Source organism: Streptomyces filipinensis, assembly GCF_014649495.1.
Lineage (GTDB): Bacteria > Actinomycetota > Actinomycetes > Streptomycetales > Streptomycetaceae > Streptomyces > Streptomyces filipinensis.
Genome location: NZ_BMTD01000027.1, coordinates 75132 through 96551, shown reverse-complemented (window position 1 = coordinate 96551; position 21420 = coordinate 75132). Strand labels below are relative to the sequence as shown.

Below are 21420 nucleotides of genomic sequence, written 5' to 3'. Positions count from 1 at the left end.
GAACCCCACCGCGCACCCACCCCCGTCTCGGCCCCCGGCCCCATCCCCGCCTCGGCCCTCAACCCCGACCCGGCCCCCGGCCCCACCCCCACCCCCCGCCCCACCCCCCAGATCCCCCTAGGCCCCCTCGCCGATTACCCCCGCGTTCTCGCCGCGGCCGCCACCCACCGTGCCCCGGACCGGCTCGCCCGGCATCTCGTCACCGTCGCCGATGCCGTGCTGCCCTTCCTGCCCTGCGTGCTTCCCCGCGGTGAGGAGAAACCCTCGGCCGCCCACCGTGCCCGGCTCGCCCTTGCCGAAGCCGCCGGGACGGTGCTGGCCGGCGGCCTGTCCCTGCTCGGCATCGACGCACCCGAACACCTCTGAGGGCCCTGTGCACCGGCGCCCCGGAGAGAGACAGAGAGTCTGAGAGTCACGTCATGAGCCGTTCCGCCCACCCCGCCGGACCCCGTCACGCCGACGTCCTGCCCGAGGGGCACTACTCCGCGCCGCCCGCCGACCTCAACGTCCTCGACCAGAAGGTCTGGGCCCAGACCGTCGCGCGCGACGCCGACGGCGTCCTCACGGTCGGCGGCGTCGACGTCACCCGGCTCGCCGAGTTGTACGGCACGCCCGCCTACATCCTCGACGAGGCCGACTTCCGAGCCCGGGCGCGCGCCTGGCGTACCGCCTTCGGGGCCGACGCCGACGTGTTCTACGCCGGCAAGGCGTTCCTGTCCCGTGCCGTCGTGCGGTGGCTGAGCGAGGAGGGGCTGAACCTGGACGTCTGCTCCGGTGGGGAGCTGGCGACCGCCCTGTCCGCCGGGATGCCCGCCGAGCGCATCGCCTTCCACGGCAACAACAAGTCGGTGGACGAGATCGAGCGGGCCGTCCGCGCCGGTGTCGGGCGGATCGTGCTCGACTCCTTCCAGGAGATCGTGCGGGTGGCCCACGTCGCACAGTCCCTGGGCAAGCGGCAGAAGGTCCAGATCCGGATCACCGTGGGCGTCGAGGCTCATACACATGAGTTCATCGCCACCGCCCACGAAGACCAGAAGTTCGGGATTCCGCTGGCCGGCGGGCAGGCCGCCGAGGCCGTGCGGCGGGCGCTTCAGCTCGACGGGCTCGAACTGATCGGCATTCACAGCCACATCGGGTCGCAGATCTTCGACATGTCCGGTTTCGAGGTCGCCGCCCACCGCGTCGTCGGGCTGCTCCGGGAGATCCGGGACGAGCACGGCGTCGAACTGCCCGAGATCGACCTCGGCGGCGGGCTCGGGATCGCCTACACCAGCGCCGACGATCCTCGTGAGCCGCATGAGATCGCCAAGGCGCTCACCGAGATCGTGAGTCGCGAGTGCGACGCCGCCAAGCTGCGTACGCCCCGGATCTCCGTCGAGCCCGGGCGGGCCATCGTCGGTCCGACCGCCTTCACGCTCTACGAGGTCGGCACCGTCAAGCCGCTCGACGGGCTGCGGACGTATGTGTCGGTCGACGGGGGTATGTCCGACAACATCCGGACCGCTCTGTACGACGCCGAGTACAGCGTCGCCCTCGTCTCGCGCACCAGTGACGCCGAGCCGATGCTCGCGCGTGTCGTCGGCAAGCACTGCGAGAGCGGGGACATCGTGGTCAAGGACGCGTTCCTGCCCGCCGACCTGGCACCGGGTGACCTGATCGCCGTACCGGCCACGGGCGCGTACTGCAGGTCCATGGCCAGCAACTACAACCATGTGCTCCGGCCGCCCGTCGTCGCCGTGAAGGACGGCGAGGCCCGGGTGATCGTCCGGCGTGAGACGGAGGAGGACCTCCTGCGTCTCGACGTCGGGTGACCGCGGGAGCCCCGGGGCGGAAGATCTTCGGTCTGCCACCCCTGCACAAATGAAATAGATGTCTCACGATCCGGACGAAGGGTAGAAACTCCCGTCCGGTGAGTGAGACTGGTCCAACCGTAGACGGTATGAGGAAACGAGGTCGGATGATGCGTACGCGTCCGCTGAAGGTGGCGCTGCTGGGCTGTGGAGTGGTCGGCTCAGAGGTGGCGCGCATCATGACGACGCACGCCGACGACCTCGCCGCCAGGATCGGCGCCCCGGTCGAGCTCGCGGGGGTCGCCGTACGGCGGCCGTCCAGGGTGCGTGAGGGCATTCCGGCGGAACTCGTCACCACCGACGCCACGGCCCTCGTCAAACGCGGGGACATCGACGTCGTGGTGGAGGTGATCGGGGGGATCGAACCCGCCCGTTCCCTCATCACCGCCGCGTTCGAGCACGGGGCCTCCGTCGTCTCCGCCAACAAGGCCCTGCTCGCCCAGGACGGCGCCGCCCTGCACGCCGCGGCGGAGGAGAACAACAAGGACCTCTACTACGAGGCCGCCGTCGCCGGTGCCATCCCGCTGATCCGCCCGCTGCGCGAGTCCCTCGCCGGCGACAAGGTCAACCGGGTGCTGGGCATCGTCAACGGCACCACCAACTTCATCCTCGACAAGATGGACTCCACGGGCGCCGGCTACCAGGAGGCCCTGGACGAGGCCACCGCACTCGGGTACGCGGAGGCCGATCCGACCGCCGACGTCGAGGGGTTCGACGCCGCCGCCAAGGCCGCCATCCTCGCCGGGATCGCCTTCCACACGCGGGTGCGTCTCGACGACGTCTACCGCGAGGGCATGACCGAGGTCACCGCCGCCGACTTCCGCTCGGCCAAGGAGATGGGCTGCACCATCAAGCTGCTCGCCATCTGCGAGCGGTCCAAGGACGGGGCGTCCGTCACCGCGCGGGTGCACCCCGCGATGATTCCGCTGACCCACCCGCTCGCCTCCGTGCGCGGCGCGTACAACGCCGTCTTCGTGGAGTCGGACGCCGCCGGTCAGCTGATGTTCTACGGCCCCGGCGCCGGCGGTTCGCCGACCGCCTCGGCCGTGCTCGGCGACCTCGTCGCCGTCTGCCGCAACCGACTCAACGGCGCAACGGGGCCCGGTGAGTCGGCGTACGCCGCCCTGCCGGTCTCGCCCATGGGCGAGGTCGTCACGCGCTACCACATCAGCCTCGACGTCGCGGACAAACCGGGTGTTCTCGCCCAGGTCGCGACCGTGTTCGCCGAGCACGGGGTGTCGATCGATACGGTGCGCCAGCAGGGCAAGGACGGCGAGGCCTCCCTCGTCGTCGTCACCCACCGCGCGTCCGACGCCTCCCTCACCGGGACCGTCGAGGCGCTGCGCAAGCTCGACACCGTGCGGGGTGTCGCCAGCATCATGCGGGTTGAAGGAGAGTAACCAGCAATGACTCACCAGTGGCGCGGAATCATCGAGGAGTACCGGGACAGGCTGCCGGTATCCGACACCACGCCGGTCGTGACGCTCCGCGAGGGCGGCACGCCCCTCGTGCCCGCGCAGGTGCTCTCCGAGCGCACGGGCTGTGAGGTCCACCTGAAGGTGGAGGGGGCCAACCCCACCGGCTCCTTCAAGGACCGTGGCATGACCATGGCCATCTCCAAGGCCAAGGAGGAGGGGGCGAAGGCGGTCATCTGCGCCTCCACCGGCAACACGTCCGCCTCCGCCGCCGCCTACGCGGTGCGGGCCGGCATGGTTTCGGCCGTTCTCGTGCCGCAGGGCAAGATCGCGCTCGGCAAGATGGGCCAGGCCCTGGTGCACGGCGCGAAGATCCTCCAGGTCGACGGCAACTTCGACGACTGCCTGACCCTCGCCCGCTCGCTGAGCGAGAACTACCCGGTGGCGCTGGTCAATTCGGTCAACCCGGTGCGTATCGAGGGCCAGAAGACGGCCGCCTTCGAGATCGTGGACATGCTCGGCGACGCGCCCGACATCCACGTCCTCCCGGTCGGCAACGCGGGCAACATCACCGCCTACTGGAAGGGCTACAGGGAGTACGCCGCCGACGGCATCGCCACGAAGACCCCTCGCATGTGGGGCTTCCAGGCCTCCGGCAGCGCCCCGATCGTGCGGGGTGAGGTCGTCAAGGACCCCTCGACCATCGCCACCGCCATCCGCATCGGCAACCCGGCCTCCTGGCAGTACGCCCTCGCCGCGCGCGACGAGTCGGGTGGCGCCATCGACGAGGTGACGGACCGTGAAATCCTGCGCGCCTACCGTCTGTTGGCCGCGCAGGAGGGCGTCTTCGTGGAGCCCGCCTCCGCCGCCTCCGTGGCCGGTCTGCTCAAGGCCGCCGAGCAGGGCAGGGTCGACCCGGGCCAGAAGATCGTCTGCACGGTCACCGGCAACGGTCTGAAGGACCCCGACTGGGCCGTCGCCGGCGCCCCGCAGCCCGTCACCGTGCCGGTCGACGCGGCCGCCGCGGCCGAGCGCCTCGGCCTCGCCTGACGGTCCCGTCCGCCGCTGACAGGCGGAGATCTCTGGGAAGGGTGCACAGGGGGCTTGCGACACGCATCGTGCGCCTCCTGTGCGCCCTATGTCGCCACAGAACCTTCCTTCGATAGGCTGTACTGAACCCGCCCACCGCATATGCCCTCGCGTGTGGCACGGGGCCGCGCCGTCTCCGCGCCCCGACGGGTCTTCGTACGTCATCGGATGTCCACCGGGTGGCCGTCGAACTCGATCGATCGCCACTCGACAGTCACGCAGCTCAAGGAGAGTCAACGAGCGATGGCCGGTCCAGCGTTCCGCGCCGCCGCCGTCCGGGTGCGCGTTCCCGCCACCAGCGCCAATCTCGGCCCGGGCTTCGACGCCCTCGGCCTGGCGCTGGGGCTCTACGACGACGTGGTCGTCCGGGTGGCCGACACCGGGCTGCACATCGACATCGCGGGGGAGGGCAGCGAGACCCTCCCGCGTGACGAGTCTCACCTGCTCGTCCGCTCCCTGCGTACCGCGTTCGATCTGCTGGGCGGCCAGCCCCGCGGCCTGGAGATCGTCTGCGCCAACCGCATTCCGCACGGCCGCGGCCTGGGCTCCTCCTCCGCCGCCATCTGTGCCGGCATCGTCGCCGCCCGCGCCGTGACCATAGGCGGCGAGGCCCGTCTGGACGACGCGGCACTGCTGGAACTGGCCACCGAGATCGAAGGCCATCCGGACAACGTGGCCGCGTGTCTGCTCGGCGGCTTCACCCTGTCCTGGATGGAGGCCGGCGCCGCCCGGGCGATCAGGATGGAGCCGAACGATTCCATCGTTCCGGTGGTTTTCGTGCCCGGAAAGCCGGTTCTCACCGAGACCGCGCGCGGTCTGCTGCCGCGCACCGTGCCGCACGTCGACGCCGCCGTCAACGCGGGCCGTGCCGCCCTGCTCGTCGAGGCCCTCACCCGGCGCCCCGAGCTGCTGCTGCCCGCCACCGAGGACCGCCTCCACCAGGAGTACCGCGCCCCGGCCATGCCGGAGAGCACGGCGCTGGTGCAGCGGCTGCGCGCGGAGGGCGTCCCGGCCGTCATCTCGGGCGCCGGCCCCACCGTGATGGCCCTCGCCGACGCGGGCACCGCCGACAAGGTGGAGGCCCTGGCCGGCACCGACTGGGCCGCCAACCGGCTGAGCCTGGACCTGCAGGGAGCGAGCGTGCTGCCGCTTGCGACCTGACACACGGTTGCCGGATTTGGAGAGGGGGAATGTTTGTTGGATCCGGTAGTGTTAATCTCAAGTCTGCACCCGACCCCACCATGGCGAGGTGCCTCGTGTCCCAGTCCGGGACAGACATTCTTCCGGGAGCCTCCCACGCCACTCCGTGTTCCGTGCGCCGTACCTGGGCAGTACGTCGTATGCGGACACTGAGCGGGCCGCCGGGCACGCTCCGGAATCGGTGCTACCACGCCACGTGACACTGGGTGCCACGGCTCGCGGAAGCGCCAATCACCGTACATTTCCTCCGCCGCTTTGGCGGACCACCGCCCCGGCACGGTTCACGGAAGACAGGACCGTAGCCGGACAGCACAACCGGTCGCCGAGCCAGACAGGCCGACGTCCGCTCCAGGGAAGGACCCTTCGTGAGCGACACCACCGATCTGATGGGCGCACGTGTCGAGGAGACCGCTGCCGCGCCCGCCACGGACGCCTCCGCGCCTGCCACCGGTGCCGGCTCCCGGCGGCGCCGTGGTACCGGCCTTGAGGGCATGGTGCTGGCCGAGCTGCAGCAGGTCGCCTCGGGCCTCGGCATCAGGGGCACCGCGCGGATGCGCAAGAGCCAGCTGATCGAGGTCATCAAGGAGGCGCAGGCCGCCGGGGGCGCCGCCCCCAAGGCCGAGGCCGCCACCGAGACCAAGCCCAAGCGCCGCGCCACCTCCAAGGCCCGTACGGGTGAGGCCGCCGTCGACGGCGAGAAGAAGGCCGAGGCCCCCGCCGAGCAGGCCGTGGCCCAGCAGCAGATCGAGATCCCCGGCCAGCCGGCCTCCGACGACGCCCCGACCGAGCGCCGTCGCCGCCGCGCCACCGCCGAGGCCGGCAGCCCCGCCGCGAACAGCGCCGAGACGGTCGCCGCCGAGGCGAAGACCGAGTCCAAGGCCGAGACGCCCGCGCAGCAGCAGGGCGAGGCCAAGGGCGACGCCGGTGACGGCGAGGGCCGTGGCCGCCGTGACCGCCGCGAGCGCGGCCGTGACCGCGACCGTGACCGCCGCGGCAAGGGCGACGACCAGCAGGGCGGCGGCCGTCAGGACCGCCAGCAGCAGGGCCAGCAGCAGGGCGGCGGCCGTCAGGACCGCAACGCCGGCCCGCAGGACGACGACGACTTCGAGGGTGGCCGTCGTGGCCGTCGCGGCCGCTACCGCGACCGCCGTGGCCGCCGTGGCCGCGACGACATGGCAGTCGAGCCGCAGCTCGCCGAGGACGACGTCCTGATCCCGGTCGCGGGCATCCTGGACATCCTCGACAACTACGCCTTCATCCGGACCTCCGGCTACCTGCCGGGCCCGAACGACGTGTACGTCTCCCTCGCCCAGGTCCGCAAGAACGGCCTGCGCAAGGGTGACCACATCACCGGTGCGGTCCGCCAGCCGAAGGAGGGCGAGCGCCGCGAGAAGTTCAACGCGCTGGTCCGCCTCGACTCCGTCAACGGCATGGCGCCCGAACACGGGCGTGGCCGCCCGGAGTTCAACAAGCTGACCCCGCTCTACCCGCAGGACCGCCTCCGCCTGGAGACGGACCCGGGCGTGCTCACCACCCGCATCATCGACCTGGTCTCGCCGATCGGTAAGGGCCAGCGCGGTCTGATCGTGGCCCCGCCGAAGACCGGTAAGACCATGATCATGCAGGCGATCGCCAACGCGATCACGCACAACAACCCCGAGTGCCACCTGATGGTCGTCCTCGTCGACGAGCGTCCGGAAGAGGTCACCGACATGCAGCGGTCGGTCAAGGGCGAGGTCATCTCCTCGACCTTCGACCGTCCGGCCGAGGACCACACGACGGTCGCCGAGCTCGCCATCGAGCGCGCCAAGCGGCTCGTCGAGCTGGGGCACGACGTGGTGGTGCTGCTCGACTCCATCACGCGTCTGGGCCGTGCGTACAACCTGGCCGCGCCTGCTTCCGGCCGCATCCTGTCCGGTGGTGTCGACTCGACCGCCCTGTACCCGCCGAAGCGGTTCTTCGGTGCGGCCCGGAACATCGAGGACGGCGGCTCGCTGACCATCCTCGCCACCGCGCTGGTGGACACCGGGTCCCGCATGGACGAGGTGATCTTCGAGGAGTTCAAGGGCACCGGCAACATGGAGCTCAAGCTCGACCGGAAGCTCGCCGACAAGCGCATCTTCCCGGCGGTGGACGTGGACGCGTCCGGTACCCGTAAGGAAGAGATCCTGCTCGGCAACGAGGAGCTGGCCGTCGTCTGGAAGCTCCGCCGCGTCCTGCACGCGCTGGACCAGCAGCAGGCGATCGAGCTCCTGCTGGACAAGATGAAGCAGACCAAGTCGAACGTCGAGTTCCTGATGCAGATTCAGAAGACGACGCCGACGCCGGGTAACGGCGACTAGTCGCAGGGGACTTCCCCGCCGCGCCCCCGGGTCGCCGAGGCCGCCCCCCGTCCGTAAGTGACGGGGGGCGGCCTTTTGGCGCTGAGAGGTACGGGATCGCACCACGCGCCCCTTCCCTCTCCTCTCCCCCTGGGGGTCCTCCCTTGCTCATGCCCCTGCCCGGGCGGCACAGACGGCGTATACGTGTCGGCCTGCCCCTCGCCGCGGCCGGTGTCGCCGCCGCCGTGACCGCCGCGCTGCTGACGACCTCCGCCGGTGCCGCCACCGCGCTGCCGAGACCGGCCGGCAGCCCCGTCGTCAGCCAGCCGTCCCAGGCCACCCTGGCGCAGCGCATCGCCGGGGCCGACCGCACCAGCGCGCCGGCGACGAGCGGCAGCCCGTCGCACGTCTCGCCGAAGGTCGTTGGTGGCAACGAGACCACCATCTCCGCGGCGCCCTGGATGGCCCAGCTCTGGTACCACGACGACAAGGGCACCACCGACACCAGCGACGACGTGGGCTTCTTCTGCGGCGGCTCGGTCGTGTCGCCGACGAAGATCCTCACGGCGGCGCACTGCGTCAAGGGCTACGACTGGAACAAGTACGGCGCCGTAGTCACCGGCACCGACCAGCTGCCCACCACCGGCTCCGGCGGCTCCGCGGACCTGCACGGGGGCCAGGCCACCGGGGTCCTGCGCCAGTGGAACCACCCGTCGTACAGCGCGACGGCCATCGACAACGACATCGCCGTCCTCACCCTGGACGTCCCGGTCAGCGCCACGCCGATCCGGATGACCACGTCCGGCGACACCGCCTCCTACGCCGGTGGCACCAGCGCCACCGTCTACGGCTGGGGCCGCACCAGCTCCACCAGCGACGACATCTCCCAGACGCTGGAGACCGGCACGCTGACCCTGCACGCCGACAGCACCTGTACGGGGGTCTACGGCAGCGACTACGTCGCCGGGCACATGGTCTGCGCGGGCACGCAGTCCGGCAGTGACACCGGTACCCGGGCGAGCTGCAACGGCGACTCCGGCGGGCCGCTGGTGGTGGGCGGCCGGATCGTCGGCGTCGTCTCCTGGGGTGTGAAGGACTGTGTGGAGAAGGGCTACTACAGCGTCTTCACCAAGGTCTCCACGTACGTCGGCGCCGCCTACCCGCAGATCGACGACACCAACCTGAGCGCCGGCGACGGCAAGGCCGACCTCTTCGTGCGCAGCTCCTCCACGAAGACCGGCTACGAGAAGGACTCCACCGGCAGCTCGTTCGGCGCCCGGACCTCGCTGGGCGACTGGAGCGGCACCGACCTGGTGCTCCAGGCCGACCTCAACCGCGACGGCTACCAGGACCTCGTCTACCGGGTCAGCTCCACCGGTGACGTGTACTGGGACCACTTCGTCCTCAACAGCGCCCGCACCGACGGGTCATGGGCCACGACGAAGATCTTCAGCGGCTGGGGGACCCGCAAGCGGATCGTCGTCGCGGGCGACCTCACCGGCGACTACAAGCCCGATGTGCTCTCCGTCGACTCGGGCGGCACGATGTGGCTGTACCCGGGCAACGGCAACGGCACCTTCGGCTCGCGGGCCGAGGTCGGCACCGGCTGGGACCAGTACAACTCGGTGCGCGGACACGGGGACCTGACCGGCGACGGCAAGGCCGACCTGCTCGCCCGCCAGGCCGGCACCGACGACCTGTACCTGTACCGGGGCACCGGCAGGTCCGGCTCGGGCGCCTTCTCCGCCCGGATCAAGGTGCGCAGCGCCTGGACCGGCTACGACGCCTTCGACGCGGTCGGCGACGTCAGCGGCGACGGCAGGGCCGACCTCCTGGCCCGCACCCCGGGCGGCACCCTGTATCTGTACAAGGGCACCGGAAAGGCCACAAGCGAGATCTTTGCCACAAGGATCTCGTCCGGCACCGGCTTCCAGGCGTACGACATCTGGGGCTGAAACCGCAGGTGAGCGTGATCCGCTCGCATGAAGTGACTACGCACAGTGCCCATCGCCGTACGCGGTGGGCACTGTGCGTTGTGCAACTCTTTCCCGAGTTTCTCCGTCTGACCCTGCGGAGCGACGATGGAGCGGTACCGACCGCGCCTGACCCTGAAAGCAGGGGGTATCCGACCGACGAGACCTAGGAGCGATGTTGTCCGCCCAGACCACGCCGGAGCCCGTCATACCCGAGCCGGGCGCGACCGGTTCCCGCACGCGAGGCAAGGGCCGCCGCCGCAAGGCCCGCAGCAAGCGCCGCAAGGCCCTGCTGGCCACGGCCTGGACGGCCGCCGGCGTGGTGGTGCTGGGGGGTACGGGCGTCGGGTACCTGTACTTCAAGCTCAACGGCAACCTCAAGAGCGTGGACATCGACCAGGCCCTCGGCAACGACCGCCCCTCGAAGATCGACAACGGCTCCGAGAACATCCTGGTCCTCGGCTCGGACACCCGCTCCGGCTCCAACAAGAAGCTCGGCGGCGGTGTCGACGACGGCAGCGCCCGCTCCGACACGGCGATGATCGTCCACGTCTACGAGGGCCACAAGAAGGCCAGCGTGGTCTCCGTCCCGCGGGACACCCTGATCGACCGGCCCCGGTGCACCGACACCAAGGGCACCACGCACCCGGCCGCGTCCGGCGTGATGTTCAACGAGGCCTACGGCACCGGCGGCGCGGCCTGCGCGGTGAAGACCGTCGAGTCGATCACCGGTATCCGCATGGACCACTACCTGGAGGTCGACTTCGCGGGCTTCCAGAAGCTGATCGACGACCTCGGCGGAGTCCCGGTCACCACGACCAAGCGCATCGACGACCCGCAGAGCCATCTGAAGCTGCCGGCCGGCACCCACACCCTGAGCGGGCAGCAGGCCCTCGGGCTGGTCCGCACCCGGCACGGCGTCGGCGACGGCTCCGACCTGGGCCGGATCCAGCTCCAGCAGGCCTTCGTCAAGGCGCTGATCAACCAGGTCAAGCACGTCGGCGTCTTCACCAGCCCGAAGAAGCTGTACGACCTCGCCGACACCGCCACCAAGACCGTCACCACCGACTCCGAGATCGGCTCGGTCAACTCCCTGATCGACTTCGCCAACGGTCTCAAGGGCATCGGCCCCAAGAAGATGACCATGGTCACCATGCCGGTCGAGTACGACCCGGCCAACCCCAACCGGGTCCTGATGCAGAAGGCGAAGGCCCAGCTGGTGTGGGACGCCCTGAAGAACGACCGCCCGATCCCGAAGTCGGCCACGAAGGGCACGGCCACGGGCGAGGCCAAGGGCGTGGTGAACGCGCCGTGAGGGGCGCGGGGCCGTACCGGTATGCGGCTCACCCGCGGGAATAGAACATCCGCACCCCCGGTTTGGGTGGATGGCCCCAGTCCTGGCAGACTGGTACGTCGGCTCCGGTTCACGTTCCCGCATCCCGCGGCAGCGACCCGGCGCCCTCCCGAAACCTAGGAGACACCTTGAAGCGCGACATCCACCCCGCGTACGTCGAGACGCAGGTCAGCTGCACCTGCGGCGCGTCGTTCACCACCCGTAGCACCATCGAGTCCGGCACCATCCGGGCCGAGGTCTGCTCCGAGTGCCACCCGTTCTACACGGGCAAGCAGAAGATCCTCGACACCGGTGGCCGTGTGGCCCGCTTCGAGGCCCGCTTCGGCAAGGCCGCCGGCTCCAAGAAGTAGCGAGCCCCATTTCGCCGGTCCACGGCCGCACGCCCCCTCTCCGGGCGTGCGCCGGGACCGGCGTTTTTGGTCGCCGCCAGCCCTTCACCCGCAGTACAGGAGCCCAAGATGTTCGAGGCCGTCGACGAACTCGTCGCCGAACACGCTGATCTGGAGAAGAAGCTCGCCGATCCGTCGGTCCACGCCGACCAGGCGAACGCGCGCAAGCTGAACAAGCGCTACGCCGAGCTCACCCCGATCGTCGCCACGTACCGCTCCTGGAAGCAGACCGGCGACGACGCGGAGACCGCGCGCGAGCTCGCCGCGGACGACCCCGACTTCGCGGCCGAGGTCAAGGAGCTGGAGAAGCAGCGCGAGGAGCTGACCGAGCGCCTGCGCCTCCTGCTGATCCCGCGCGACCCGAGTGACGACAAGGACGTCATCCTGGAGATCAAGGCGGGCGCGGGCGGCGACGAGTCGGCGCTGTTCGCCGGCGACCTGCTGCGCATGTACCTGCGCTACGCCGAGCGCGCCGGCTGGAAGACCGAGATCATCGACGCCACCGAGTCCGAGCTGGGCGGCTACAAGGACGTCCAGGTCGCGGTGAAGGCCCGCGGCCAGCTCGAACCCGGCCAGGGCGTGTGGGCGCGGCTGAAGTACGAGGGCGGTGTGCACCGCGTGCAGCGCGTGCCGGCCACCGAGTCCCAGGGACGTATCCACACCTCGGCCGCCGGTGTCCTCGTCACCCCCGAGGCCGAGGAGGTGGACGTGGAGATCAACCCGAACGACCTGCGGATCGACGTCTACCGGTCCTCCGGCCCGGGCGGCCAGTCCGTCAACACCACCGACTCCGCGGTGCGCATCACGCACCTTCCGACCGGGGTCGTCGCCTCCTGCCAGAACGAGAAGAGCCAGCTGCAGAACAAGGAGCAGGCTCTGCGTATCCTGCGCTCCAGGCTGCTCGCCGCGGCGCAGGAGGAGGCCGAGCGGGAGGCCGCCGACGCCCGCCGCAGCCAGGTCCGCACGGTCGACCGCTCCGAGAAGATCCGCACGTACAACTTCCCGGAGAACCGCATCTCGGACCACCGCGTCGGCTTCAAGGCGTACAACCTGGACCAGGTCCTGGACGGCGACCTCGACTCGGTGATCCAGGCCTGCGTCGACGCCGACTCGGCGGCGAAGCTGGCGGCCGCGTAAGACACGTACGCACGTACGAACACGAGTACGAGTACGACACGGAGGACTCGCGTGAACCTGCTGCTCGCGGAGGTGGCCCAGGCCACCCAGCGGCTGGCCGACGCCGGCGTGCCCTCGCCGCGCACCGACGCGGAGGAGCTCGCCGCGTTCGTGCACGGCGTGAAGCGCGGTGAACTGCACTCCGTGAAGGACGCGGACTTCGACGCCCGGTACTGGGAGGTCATCGCCCGGCGTGAACAGCGCGAGCCGCTGCAGCACATCACCGGGCGGGCCTACTTCCGCTACCTGGAGCTGCAGGTCGGGCCGGGCGTGTTCGTACCGCGCCCGGAGACCGAGTCCGTGGTCGGCTGGGCCATAGACGCCGTGCGCGCCATGGACGTGGTCGAGCCGTGCATCGTCGACCTGTGCACCGGCTCCGGCGCCATCGCGCTGGCCCTCGCCCAGGAGGTCCCGCGCTCGCGCGTGCACGCCGTGGAGCTCTCCGAGGACGCCCTGGTGTGGACCCGCAAGAACGTGGCGGGCTCCAGGGTGGACCTGCGCCAGGGCGACGCCCTGACCGCCTTCCCGGACCTCGACGGCCAGGTCGACCTGGTCATCTCCAACCCGCCGTACATCCCGCTCACCGAGTGGGAGTACGTCGCCCCGGAGGCCCGCGACTACGACCCCGAGCTGGCGCTGTTCTCGGGCGAGGACGGCCTCGACCTGATCCGGGGCATCGAGCGCACCGCACACCGCCTCCTGCGCCCCGGCGGGGTCGTCGTGATCGAGCACGCCGACACCCAGGGCGGCCAGGTGCCGTGGATCTTCACCGAGGAACGGGGCTGGGCCGACGCGGCCGACCACCCCGACCTCAACAACCGCCCCCGGTTCGCGACCGCCCGCAAGGCGCTGCCGTGACCACCCCGACGGCAGTGATTTCCCAAGCCCCGCATTACGTGTACGAGGAGGCCCGCTAGACATGGCACGGCGATACGACACCAACGACGCGACCGACCGCGCGACGGGTCTGCGCGAGGCCGCGTCCGCCGTCCGCCGGGGCGAGCTGGTGGTGCTGCCGACCGACACGGTGTACGGCATCGGCGCCGACGCGTTCTCCTCGGAGGCCGTCGCCGACCTGCTGGCCGCCAAGGGCCGGGGCCGCAACATGCCCACCCCTGTCCTGATCGGCTCCCCGAACACCCTGCACGGCCTTGTCACGGACTTCTCCGAGCTGGCCTGGGAACTGGTCGACGCCTTCTGGCCGGGCGCCCTCACGCTGGTCGCCAAGCACCAGCCGTCCCTGCAGTGGGACCTGGGCGACACCCGGGGCACGGTGGCCGTCCGCATGCCCCTGCACCCGGTCGCGATCGAGCTGCTGACCGAGGTCGGCCCGATGGCCGTCTCCTCCGCCAACCTCACCGGGCACCCGGCGCCGGAGGACTGCGACGCCGCGCAGGAGATGCTCGGCGACTCCGTCTCCGTCTACCTGGACGGCGGCCCGACCCCCGGCAACGTCCCGTCCTCGATCGTCGACGTCAGCGGCCGGGTGCCGGTGCTGCTGCGCGAGGGCGCGCTCTCGCCGGAGGAGCTGCGCAAGGTCGTACCCGACCTCGAGGTGGCGAATTGACGGCCCCTGAGGCGGGGCGTGGCATAGGCAACGGGGAGCGCACGGCGGAGATCACGACGACGTTCGTCGGGCTCCCGCGCGACACCTTCCGCATCCTCCACGTCAGCACCGGCAATGTGTGCCGCTCGCCGATCACCGAGCGGCTGACCCGGCATTTCGTCGCCGAGCGGCTCGGCGTGCTCGGCGGCGGGCTGATCGTGGAGAGCGCGGGCACCTGGGGCCACGAGGGCGCGCCGATGGAGGCCAACGCGGAGACCGTGCTGGGCGAGTTCGGCGCGGACACCTCCGGCTTCGTCGGCCGGGAGCTGCTGGACGAGCACGTGATCATGGCCGACCTGGTGCTGACCGCGACCCGTGACCACCGCGCCCAGGTCATCTCCATGGGTCACTCGGCGGGCCTGCGCACCTTCACGCTGAAGGAGTTCACCCGCCTGGTCCGCGCGATAGACCCCGCCACGCTGCCGCCCCTGGAGGACGGCGTGGTCACGCGGGCGCGTGCGCTGGTGCGCGCCGCGGCGGCTCTACGCGGGTGGCTGCTCGCGCCCACGGCCGAGGCGGACGAGGTGTACGACCCCTACGGCGCGCCGCTGACGTTCTTCCGCTCCGTCGGCGACGAGATACACCAGGCGCTGGACCCCGTGGTGACGGCGCTGACGGGGGTCGCGGCCCGCGCGTAGGCCCGGCCGGCAGCCCCCGCGTGCCCATGCGGCTCTACGACCGGGCGTACCGGACATACCCGGCCTACATTGGGAACACGTCACCACCGACCGTCCGGGAGCCCGTCATGTCGGTCACCCCTACCCTTGAGACCGACGTCCTGCGGCGGCAGGACCCGGCGATGGCCGAGCTCCTGCTCGCGGAACGCGACCGGCAGTCGACCACGCTGCAGCTGATCGCCGCCGAGAACTTCTGCTCCCCGGCCGTGCTCGCCGCCCTCGGGTCGCCGCTCGCCAACAAGTACGCCGAGGGCTACCCCGGCGCCCGGCACCACGGCGGCTGCGAGATCGTCGACGTCGCCGAACGCGCCGCCATCGACCGGGCCAGGGAACTCTTCGGCGCCGAACACGCCAACGTCCAGTCCCACTCGGGCTCTTCGGCCGTCCTGGCCGCCTACGCGGCCCTGCTGCGGCCCGGGGACACCGTCCTCGCCCTCGGCCTGCCGTACGGCGGCCACCTCACCCACGGCTCGCCCGCGAACTTCTCCGGCCGCTGGTTCGACTTCGTGGGGTACGGGGTGGACGCCGAGACCGGGCTCGTCGACCACGACCAGGTGCGGCACCTGGCCCTGGGCCACCGGCCCAAGGCGATCGTCTGCGGCTCCATCGCCTACCCCCGGCACTTCGACTACGCCTTCTTCCGCGAGGTCGCCGACGAGGTCGGGGCCTACCTGATCGCGGATGCCGCCCATCCGATCGGGCTGGTCGCCGGCGGAGCGGCGCCCAATCCGGTGCCGTACGCCGACATCGTGTGCGCGACCACGCACAAGGTGCTGCGCGGGCCGCGCGGCGGGATGATCCTGTGCGGGAGCGATCTGGCCGAGCGTGTCGACCGGGCGGTGTTCCCGTTCACCCAGGGCGGTGCGCAGATGCACACCATCGCCGCGAAGGCCGTCGCGTTCGGCGAGGCGGCAACCCCGGCGTTCGCCGCGTACGCCCATCAGGTGGTCGCGAACGCGCGGGTGCTGGCCGGTCACCTGGCCGCCGAGGGCCTCGCCGTCATCACCGGCGGCACGGACACCCACCTGATCACCGCCGACCCCGCCCCGCTCGGCGTGGACGGCCGCACGGCGCGCGGCCGGCTCGCCGCCGCGGGGATCGTCCTGGACTGCTGTGCGCTGCCGCACGGCGACGGCCGCGGGCTGCGGCTGGGCACGGCGGCGGTGACCACGCAGGCCATGGGGGAGGCGGAGATGGTGCGGATCGCGGCGCTGATGGCGGCCGTGCTGCGTGGCGAGAGCGACCCGGCCCCGGCGCGGGACGAGGTGCGCGCGCTGACCGCCGGTTTTCCGCCGTACCCGGGCTGAACGGGGGTAGGCGGGTCTCGTACATCCGGATGTGGGCCGTGGTCCACAGCCACACGTGCAACCATCGTGGCTACCCGGAAGTCCTCATCCGTATACGCGCATCGCTAGGGTGTGGGGCTGTGATGGCCAGCGAGACCTGTGGGGAAGCCCGTGCGTGAATACCTGCTGACGCTCTGTGTCACGGCCGCGGTGACGTATCTGCTGACAGGGCCGGTACGCAAGTTCGCGATCGTGGCCGGGGCGATGCCGGAGATCCGGGCGCGTGACGTGCACCGGGAACCCACTCCGCGCCTCGGCGGTATCGCCATGTTCTTCGGCCTGTGCGCGGGTCTGCTGGTCGCGGACCACCTGACCAACCTCAACGAGGTCTTCGCGAAGTCGAACGAGCCGCGGGCGCTGCTCTCCGGCGCGGCCCTGATCTGGCTGATCGGCGTCCTGGACGACAAGTTCGAGATCGACGCGCTGATCAAGCTGGGCGGCCAGATGATCGCCGCGGGTGTGATGGTCGTCCAGGGTCTGACGATCCTGTGGCTGCCCATCCCCGGCGTCGGCAACGTGGCGCTGACCCAGTGGCAGGGCACGCTGCTGACCGTCGCGCTCGTCGTCATCACGATCAACGCGGTGAACTTCGTGGACGGCCTCGACGGTCTCGCGGCCGGCATGGTCTGCATCGCCGCGGCCGCGTTCTTCCTGTACGCCTACCGCGTCTGGGTGTCGTACGGCATCGAGGCCGCCGCCCCCGCCACGCTGTTCGCGGCCATCCTGATGGGCATGTGCCTGGGCTTCCTGCCCCACAACATGCATCCCGCGCGGATCTTCATGGGCGACTCCGGCTCCATGCTGATCGGCCTGGTGCTGGCCGCCGGCGCGATCTCGATCACCGGCCAGCTCGACCCGGACGCGCTGAACCTGTACGCGGGTTCGGAGAAGGCCGCGGTGCACCAGACGGTGCCGGTGTACATCCCGCTGCTGCTCCCGCTGACGATCATCGCGGTGCCCGCGGCGGACCTGGTCCTGGCGATCGTCCGCCGTACCTGGCGCGGCCAGTCGCCGTTCGCCGCGGACCGCGGGCATCTGCACCACCGCCTGCTGGAGATCGGCCACTCGCACAGCCGGGCCGTGCTGATCATGTACTTCTGGTCGGCACTGATCGCCTTCGGGACGCTGGCGTACTCGGTCAACTCCGCGTCGATGTGGATCGTGCTCGGTGTGGTGTTCCTCAGCGCGATCGGTCTGATCCTGCTGCTGCTCCCGCGCTTCACCCCGCGGGTGCCGGTCTGGGCGCAGCGGTTCGTGCCGCCGCGCTACCGCCGCCGGCGCGCTGCCGTGCAGGGCGCCGCCGTGGCCGCGGAGACGGCCGCGCCGGAGGCGGCTGCCCCGGAGGCGGCGCGGGAGACCGGGGAGCGGGCCCCTGTCACCGCCGGAGTGGCGGGCGTCAACGGAGCGACCGCCATCGGCCCCCGATCGCGTTTCCTTGATCGCAGGTAAGCCGGTCAAGGTAAGAATCTGACGAGAGCATTGCCAACTCGTGGGGGTATAAAGCTCCCAATACCAGACAAGAGGGCGCGGTTTTTGCACAGACGGGCACTGTCACTCTCATGTGTGACAGCAAGCACACCTAGCAGGTAAAGACCTCATCAAATAGTTTGTGATACGGTTCACGAGAACCCCGGATAGAGCCGAAGGACCTGAGTGCGACGGTCCATTGGTGTGAGGTCTCGATCACTCAGCCCGGGACTACGCTCGTCCATGACGACACCCTGCCCCCTTGTGAAAGCGGAGTTGCCGCCATGCCGTCCAAAGACGCCCGGAACCTTCTGCAGATCGCTGTGCCCACAGCGGCTGCAGGCGCGATCGCCGTCGCCGTGAGCGCCGCGGTCGCGGGGGGCAAGGGTGCGCTCGGCGCGGCCGTCGGCACGGTGCTGGCCATCCTGTTCATGGGTATCGGCCTGTACGTGCTGCAGTGGACGGCAAAAACGCTCCCGCAGCTGTTCCAGATGATGGGGCTGATGCTCTACGTCGCCCAGCTGCTGCTCCTCCTGATCTTCGTCGCTGTTTTCAAGGACACCTCTCTCTTCAATCCGAAGACGTTCGCCGTGTCGCTCGTCGTCGCGACCGTCGTGTGGATGGCCGCGCAGGCGCGTGCGCACCTGAAGGCCAAGATCTTCTACATCGATCCGGACTCCGAGAAGAGCGAGAAGCCCGAGAAGACAGGGCCGTCGTCGTGAGGGGTAGGGGCGGGATAAAGGCTTGTGAGATCTCCTGCTATCGTCCGGTGCCAACTGCGGCATCGCGGGCGCGGGCATCTGAGCTGACGCCTGCTCGATCGCGAGGCTCGATGCCCCCCAGCCGCCCCCACATCCGTAACACCAGTCCGGTGCCGATCCGCGGCCGCGTGCCGCGCCGACACAACGAGGTTGCCGTACCCATGCGTCATGCCGAAGGAGCCCGCGGTGAGTGCTGACCAGACCCAGCTCGCCTTCGACTGGAGTTGTCGGATCATGTCCGACAACGGGTGCGGTTTCCCGGCCCCGGGCCTGCAGTCCTTCCTCTTCAAGCCGATGGCCACGGTCGGCGGCTTCGAGTTCAACAAGGTGATGCTGCTCGCCCTCATCACCTCCGTGCTCGTCGTCGGCTTCTTCTGGGCCGCCTTCGGCAAGGCCAAGGTCGTCCCGGGCAAGCTGCAGATGATCGGCGAGGCCGGCTACGACTTCGTGCGCCGCGGCATCGTGTACGAGACCCTCGGCAAGCGGGAGGGCGAGAAGTACGTCCCGCTCATGGTCTCGCTGTTCTTCTTCATCTGGATCATGAACATCTGGTCCGTGATCCCGCTGGCCCAGTTCCCGGTGGCCTCGGTCATCGCCTTCCCGGCGGTGCTGGCCGCGCTCGTCTACGTCACCTGGGTCGTGCTCACCTTCAAGAAGCACGGCTTCGTCGGCTTCTTCAAGAACGTCACGGGCTACGACAAGTCGCTGGGCGGCGTGCTGCCGCTCGTCATGGTCATCGAGTTCTTCTCGAACCTGCTGGTCCGGCCGTTCACGCACGCGGTGCGACTCTTCGCCAACATGTTCGCCGGTCACCTGATGCTGGTCATGTTCACCGTGGCCTCCTGGTACCTGCTGAACAGCTGGCTGATCGTGGGCGCCGGCGTCTCCTTCGTGATGACGATGGCCATGATCCTCTTCGAGCTCTTCGTCCAGGCCGTCCAGGCGTACGTCTTCGTGCTGCTGGCCTGCTCCTACATTCAGGGCGCTCTCGCCGAGCACCACTGAGCCGTACCACCCCGCCAACCCCCAGACGTCCGGTGGCCAACCCCCACCGGTCCAGTAAAGAGAAGGAAGAACCGGCATGTCCGCTCTCCAGACCCTTGCCGCCACCGCTGGTGTCCACGGTTCCGTCGGCTCCATCGGCTACGGTCTCGCCGCGATCGGCCCCGGCATCGGCGTCGGCATCATCTTCGGTAACGGCACCCAGGCGCTGGCCCGTCAGCCCGAGGCGGCCGGTCTGATCCGTGCCAACCAGATCCTGGGCTTCGCGTTCTGTGAGGCGCTCGCCCTCATCGGCATCGTTATGCCGTTCGTGTTCGGTCGGTAATCAACCACCCACCGACACGTTTCGACGAAAGGCACTGATGTGATCGCCAACCTGGCACAGCTGGCGGCCGAGGAGACCGAGCAGAACCCGCTCATCCCGGCCGGTCCCGAGCTGCTCGTCGGCACCATCGCCTTCGCCATCGTGTTCTTCTTCTTCTGGAAGAAGCTGCTTCCGAACATCAACAAGGTTCTGGAGGAGCGCCGCGAACACATCGAAGGCGGCATCGAAGAAGCCGAGCGCATGAAGGTCGAGGCCCAGGGCGTCCTGGAGCAGTACAAGGCCCAGCTCGCCGAGGCCCGGCACGAGGCCGCGCGTCTGCGCCAGGAGGCGCAGGAGCAGGGTGCCGCGCTCATCGCCGAGATGCGGGCCGAGGGCCAGCGGCAGCGCGAGGAGATCGTCACCGCCGGACACGCCCAGATCGAGGCCGACCGCAAGGTCGCCGCGTCCGCACTGCGTCAGGACGTCGGCAAGCTCGCCACCGAACTGGCCGGCAAGCTCGTCGGCGAGTCCCTTGAGGACCACGCCCGGCAGAGCCGTGTGATCGACCGCTTCCTCGACGAGCTCGAGGAGAAGGCCGAGGCCACGCGATGAACGGAGCGAGCCGCGAGGCCCTGGCAGCCGCACGGGAGCGTCTCGACGCGCTGACGGACTCCACGTCCGCGGACGCCGCGTCGCTCGCCGACGAGCTGGCGGCCGTCACCGCGCTGCTCGACCGCGAGGCCGGCCTGCGCCGGGTCCTCACCGACCCGGCGCAGCCCGCAGAGGCCAAGGCGCAGCTGGTGGAGCGTCTGATCGGTGGACAGGTCAGCGGTGCCACCGCAGACCTGGTGGCCGGCATGGCACGCACGCGCTGGTCGCAGCCCCGCGACCTGGTCGACGCGCTGGAGGAGCTGGCGAGCATCGCCGACCTCACCGCCGCGGAGAAGACGGGCACGCTCGACGACGTCGAGGACGAGCTGTTCCGGTTCGGCCGGATCGTCGCCTCGAACACCGAGCTGCGCGCGGCGCTCACCGACCGCGCCGCCGGCGGCCAGGCCAAGACCGAGCTGCTGCACCAGCTGCTGGGCGGACGGGCCAAGCCCACCACCGAGCGTCTGGTCGCGCGTCTCGTGACCGCGCCGCGGGGACGTAGCCTGGAAGCGGGACTGGAGTCCCTGTCCAAGCTCGCCGCCGAGCGCCGGGACCGTCTGGTGGCGATCGTCACCTCGGCGGTGCCGCTGAGTGACCCGCAGAAGCAGCGCCTGGGCGACGCCCTCGCGAAGCTCTACGGCCGCCGGATGCACCTCAACCTGGACGTGGACCCCGACGTGATCGGCGGGATCCGGGTACAGGTCGGTGACGAGGTCATCAACGGCTCCCTCGCGGACCGGCTGGACGACGCCGCCCGCCGCATGGCGAGCTAGCAGCAACTCGACCGTTCGAGAAAAGCAGTACGTACTTACGGCCCTGGTTGGGCCGTGCAGAGGATT

The 21420-nt window shown here is 70.2% G+C and carries 20 protein-coding genes; all 20 read left to right on the top strand.

Annotated features, from left to right (window positions below; translation table 11 throughout):
• A partial coding sequence (locus IE244_RS37665) for a DALR anticodon-binding domain-containing protein (RefSeq protein WP_268252925.1) occupies positions 1-366 on the top strand: 366 nt, incomplete at its 5' end.
• A 53-nt stretch (positions 367-419) separates the two neighbouring features.
• A complete protein-coding gene (lysA, locus tag IE244_RS37660) occupies positions 420-1811 on the top strand; it encodes a diaminopimelate decarboxylase (RefSeq protein WP_191878077.1) in 1392 nt (463 codons plus the stop codon).
• Between the two features lie 146 nt (positions 1812-1957).
• The gene (locus IE244_RS37655; RefSeq protein WP_031171955.1) at positions 1958-3250 is read left to right on the top strand and encodes a homoserine dehydrogenase; all 1293 of its coding nucleotides are present in this window, start codon (positions 1958-1960) and stop codon (positions 3248-3250) included.
• Positions 3251-3256: 6 nt separating this feature from the next.
• Positions 3257-4315: a threonine synthase gene (gene thrC, locus IE244_RS37650; protein WP_191878076.1), complete on the top strand. Its 1059-nt coding sequence runs from the start codon at positions 3257-3259 to the stop codon at positions 4313-4315.
• Positions 4316-4597: 282 nt separating this feature from the next.
• A complete protein-coding gene (gene thrB, locus IE244_RS37645) occupies positions 4598-5515 on the top strand; it encodes a homoserine kinase (protein WP_191878075.1) in 918 nt (305 codons plus the stop codon).
• A gap of 404 nt (positions 5516-5919) precedes the next feature.
• Positions 5920-7896 carry a transcription termination factor Rho gene (gene rho, locus IE244_RS37640; protein WP_191878074.1) on the top strand — a complete coding sequence of 659 codons (1977 nt, stop codon included), beginning with the start codon at positions 5920-5922 and terminating at the stop codon, positions 7894-7896.
• 149 nt (positions 7897-8045) lie between these two features.
• Entirely contained in the window at positions 8046-9830 is a 1785-nt protein-coding gene (locus IE244_RS37635) for a trypsin-like serine protease (RefSeq protein WP_191878073.1), read from the top strand.
• Positions 9831-10026: 196 nt separating this feature from the next.
• Positions 10027-11163: an LCP family protein gene (locus IE244_RS37630; RefSeq protein WP_191878082.1), complete on the top strand. Its 1137-nt coding sequence runs from the start codon at positions 10027-10029 to the stop codon at positions 11161-11163.
• A gap of 167 nt (positions 11164-11330) precedes the next feature.
• On the top strand, positions 11331-11552 hold the full coding sequence (gene rpmE / locus IE244_RS37625; RefSeq protein ID WP_030740744.1) for a 50S ribosomal protein L31: 222 nt from the start codon (positions 11331-11333) through the stop codon (positions 11550-11552).
• Between the two features lie 108 nt (positions 11553-11660).
• Positions 11661-12728, top strand: a complete 1068-nt coding sequence (gene prfA, locus IE244_RS37620; RefSeq protein ID WP_191878072.1) for a peptide chain release factor 1 — start codon at positions 11661-11663, stop codon at positions 12726-12728.
• 51 nt (positions 12729-12779) lie between these two features.
• Entirely contained in the window at positions 12780-13625 is an 846-nt protein-coding gene (prmC, locus tag IE244_RS37615; RefSeq protein ID WP_031171939.1) for a peptide chain release factor N(5)-glutamine methyltransferase, read from the top strand.
• A gap of 61 nt (positions 13626-13686) precedes the next feature.
• The gene (locus tag IE244_RS37610) at positions 13687-14334 is read left to right on the top strand and encodes an L-threonylcarbamoyladenylate synthase (RefSeq protein ID WP_031171937.1); all 648 of its coding nucleotides are present in this window, start codon (positions 13687-13689) and stop codon (positions 14332-14334) included.
• A complete protein-coding gene (locus tag IE244_RS37605) occupies positions 14331-15011 on the top strand; it encodes an arsenate reductase/protein-tyrosine-phosphatase family protein (RefSeq protein ID WP_191878071.1) in 681 nt (226 codons plus the stop codon). Before IE244_RS37610 ends, IE244_RS37605 begins: the two co-directional genes overlap by 4 nt.
• 107 nt (positions 15012-15118) lie before the next feature.
• Positions 15119-16357, top strand: coding sequence for a serine hydroxymethyltransferase (glyA, locus tag IE244_RS37600; protein ID WP_191878070.1), 1239 nt, complete (start codon positions 15119-15121; stop codon positions 16355-16357).
• Between the two features lie 150 nt (positions 16358-16507).
• Positions 16508-17845, top strand: a complete 1338-nt coding sequence (locus tag IE244_RS37595) for an MraY family glycosyltransferase (protein ID WP_191878069.1) — start codon at positions 16508-16510, stop codon at positions 17843-17845.
• 302 nt (positions 17846-18147) lie between these two features.
• Positions 18148-18585, top strand: a complete 438-nt coding sequence (locus IE244_RS37590) for a Cg1360 family ATP-synthase-associated protein (protein WP_031171928.1) — start codon at positions 18148-18150, stop codon at positions 18583-18585.
• A 207-nt stretch (positions 18586-18792) separates the two neighbouring features.
• Complete coding sequence (gene atpB, locus IE244_RS37585) at positions 18793-19629, top strand: F0F1 ATP synthase subunit A (protein WP_506005182.1); 837 nt, start codon at positions 18793-18795, stop codon at positions 19627-19629.
• 76 nt (positions 19630-19705) lie between these two features.
• Entirely contained in the window at positions 19706-19951 is a 246-nt protein-coding gene (gene atpE, locus IE244_RS37580; protein WP_191878068.1) for an ATP synthase F0 subunit C, read from the top strand.
• Between the two features lie 39 nt (positions 19952-19990).
• Positions 19991-20542, top strand: coding sequence for a F0F1 ATP synthase subunit B (locus tag IE244_RS37575; RefSeq protein ID WP_031171919.1), 552 nt, complete (start codon positions 19991-19993; stop codon positions 20540-20542).
• The gene (locus IE244_RS37570; protein ID WP_191878067.1) at positions 20539-21354 is read left to right on the top strand and encodes a F0F1 ATP synthase subunit delta; all 816 of its coding nucleotides are present in this window, start codon (positions 20539-20541) and stop codon (positions 21352-21354) included. Before IE244_RS37575 ends, IE244_RS37570 begins: the two co-directional genes overlap by 4 nt.
• The last annotated feature ends 66 nt before the right edge of the window (positions 21355-21420 follow it).

Excerpts from the sequence above, each read along its gene's own strand:
- thrC (WP_191878076.1), top strand. The coding sequence starts at position 3,257 with ATGACTCACCAGTGGCGCGGAATCATCGAGGAGTACCGGGACAGGCTG.
- lysA (WP_191878077.1), top strand. The coding sequence starts at position 420 with ATGAGCCGTTCCGCCCACCCCGCCGGACCCCGTCACGCCGACGTCCTG.
- thrB (WP_191878075.1), top strand. The coding sequence starts at position 4,598 with ATGGCCGGTCCAGCGTTCCGCGCCGCCGCCGTCCGGGTGCGCGTTCCC.
- prfA (WP_191878072.1), top strand. The coding sequence starts at position 11,661 with ATGTTCGAGGCCGTCGACGAACTCGTCGCCGAACACGCTGATCTGGAG.
- atpE (WP_191878068.1), top strand. The coding sequence starts at position 19,706 with ATGTCCGCTCTCCAGACCCTTGCCGCCACCGCTGGTGTCCACGGTTCC.
- atpB (WP_506005182.1), top strand. The coding sequence starts at position 18,793 with ATGCCGAAGGAGCCCGCGGTGAGTGCTGACCAGACCCAGCTCGCCTTC.
- glyA (WP_191878070.1), top strand. The coding sequence starts at position 15,119 with ATGTCGGTCACCCCTACCCTTGAGACCGACGTCCTGCGGCGGCAGGAC.
- IE244_RS37655 (WP_031171955.1), top strand. The coding sequence starts at position 1,958 with ATGATGCGTACGCGTCCGCTGAAGGTGGCGCTGCTGGGCTGTGGAGTG.
- IE244_RS37635 (WP_191878073.1), top strand. The coding sequence starts at position 8,046 with ATGCCCCTGCCCGGGCGGCACAGACGGCGTATACGTGTCGGCCTGCCC.
- IE244_RS37610 (WP_031171937.1), top strand. The coding sequence starts at position 13,687 with ATGGCACGGCGATACGACACCAACGACGCGACCGACCGCGCGACGGGT.
- IE244_RS37590 (WP_031171928.1), top strand. The coding sequence starts at position 18,148 with ATGCCGTCCAAAGACGCCCGGAACCTTCTGCAGATCGCTGTGCCCACA.
- IE244_RS37570 (WP_191878067.1), top strand. The coding sequence starts at position 20,539 with ATGAACGGAGCGAGCCGCGAGGCCCTGGCAGCCGCACGGGAGCGTCTC.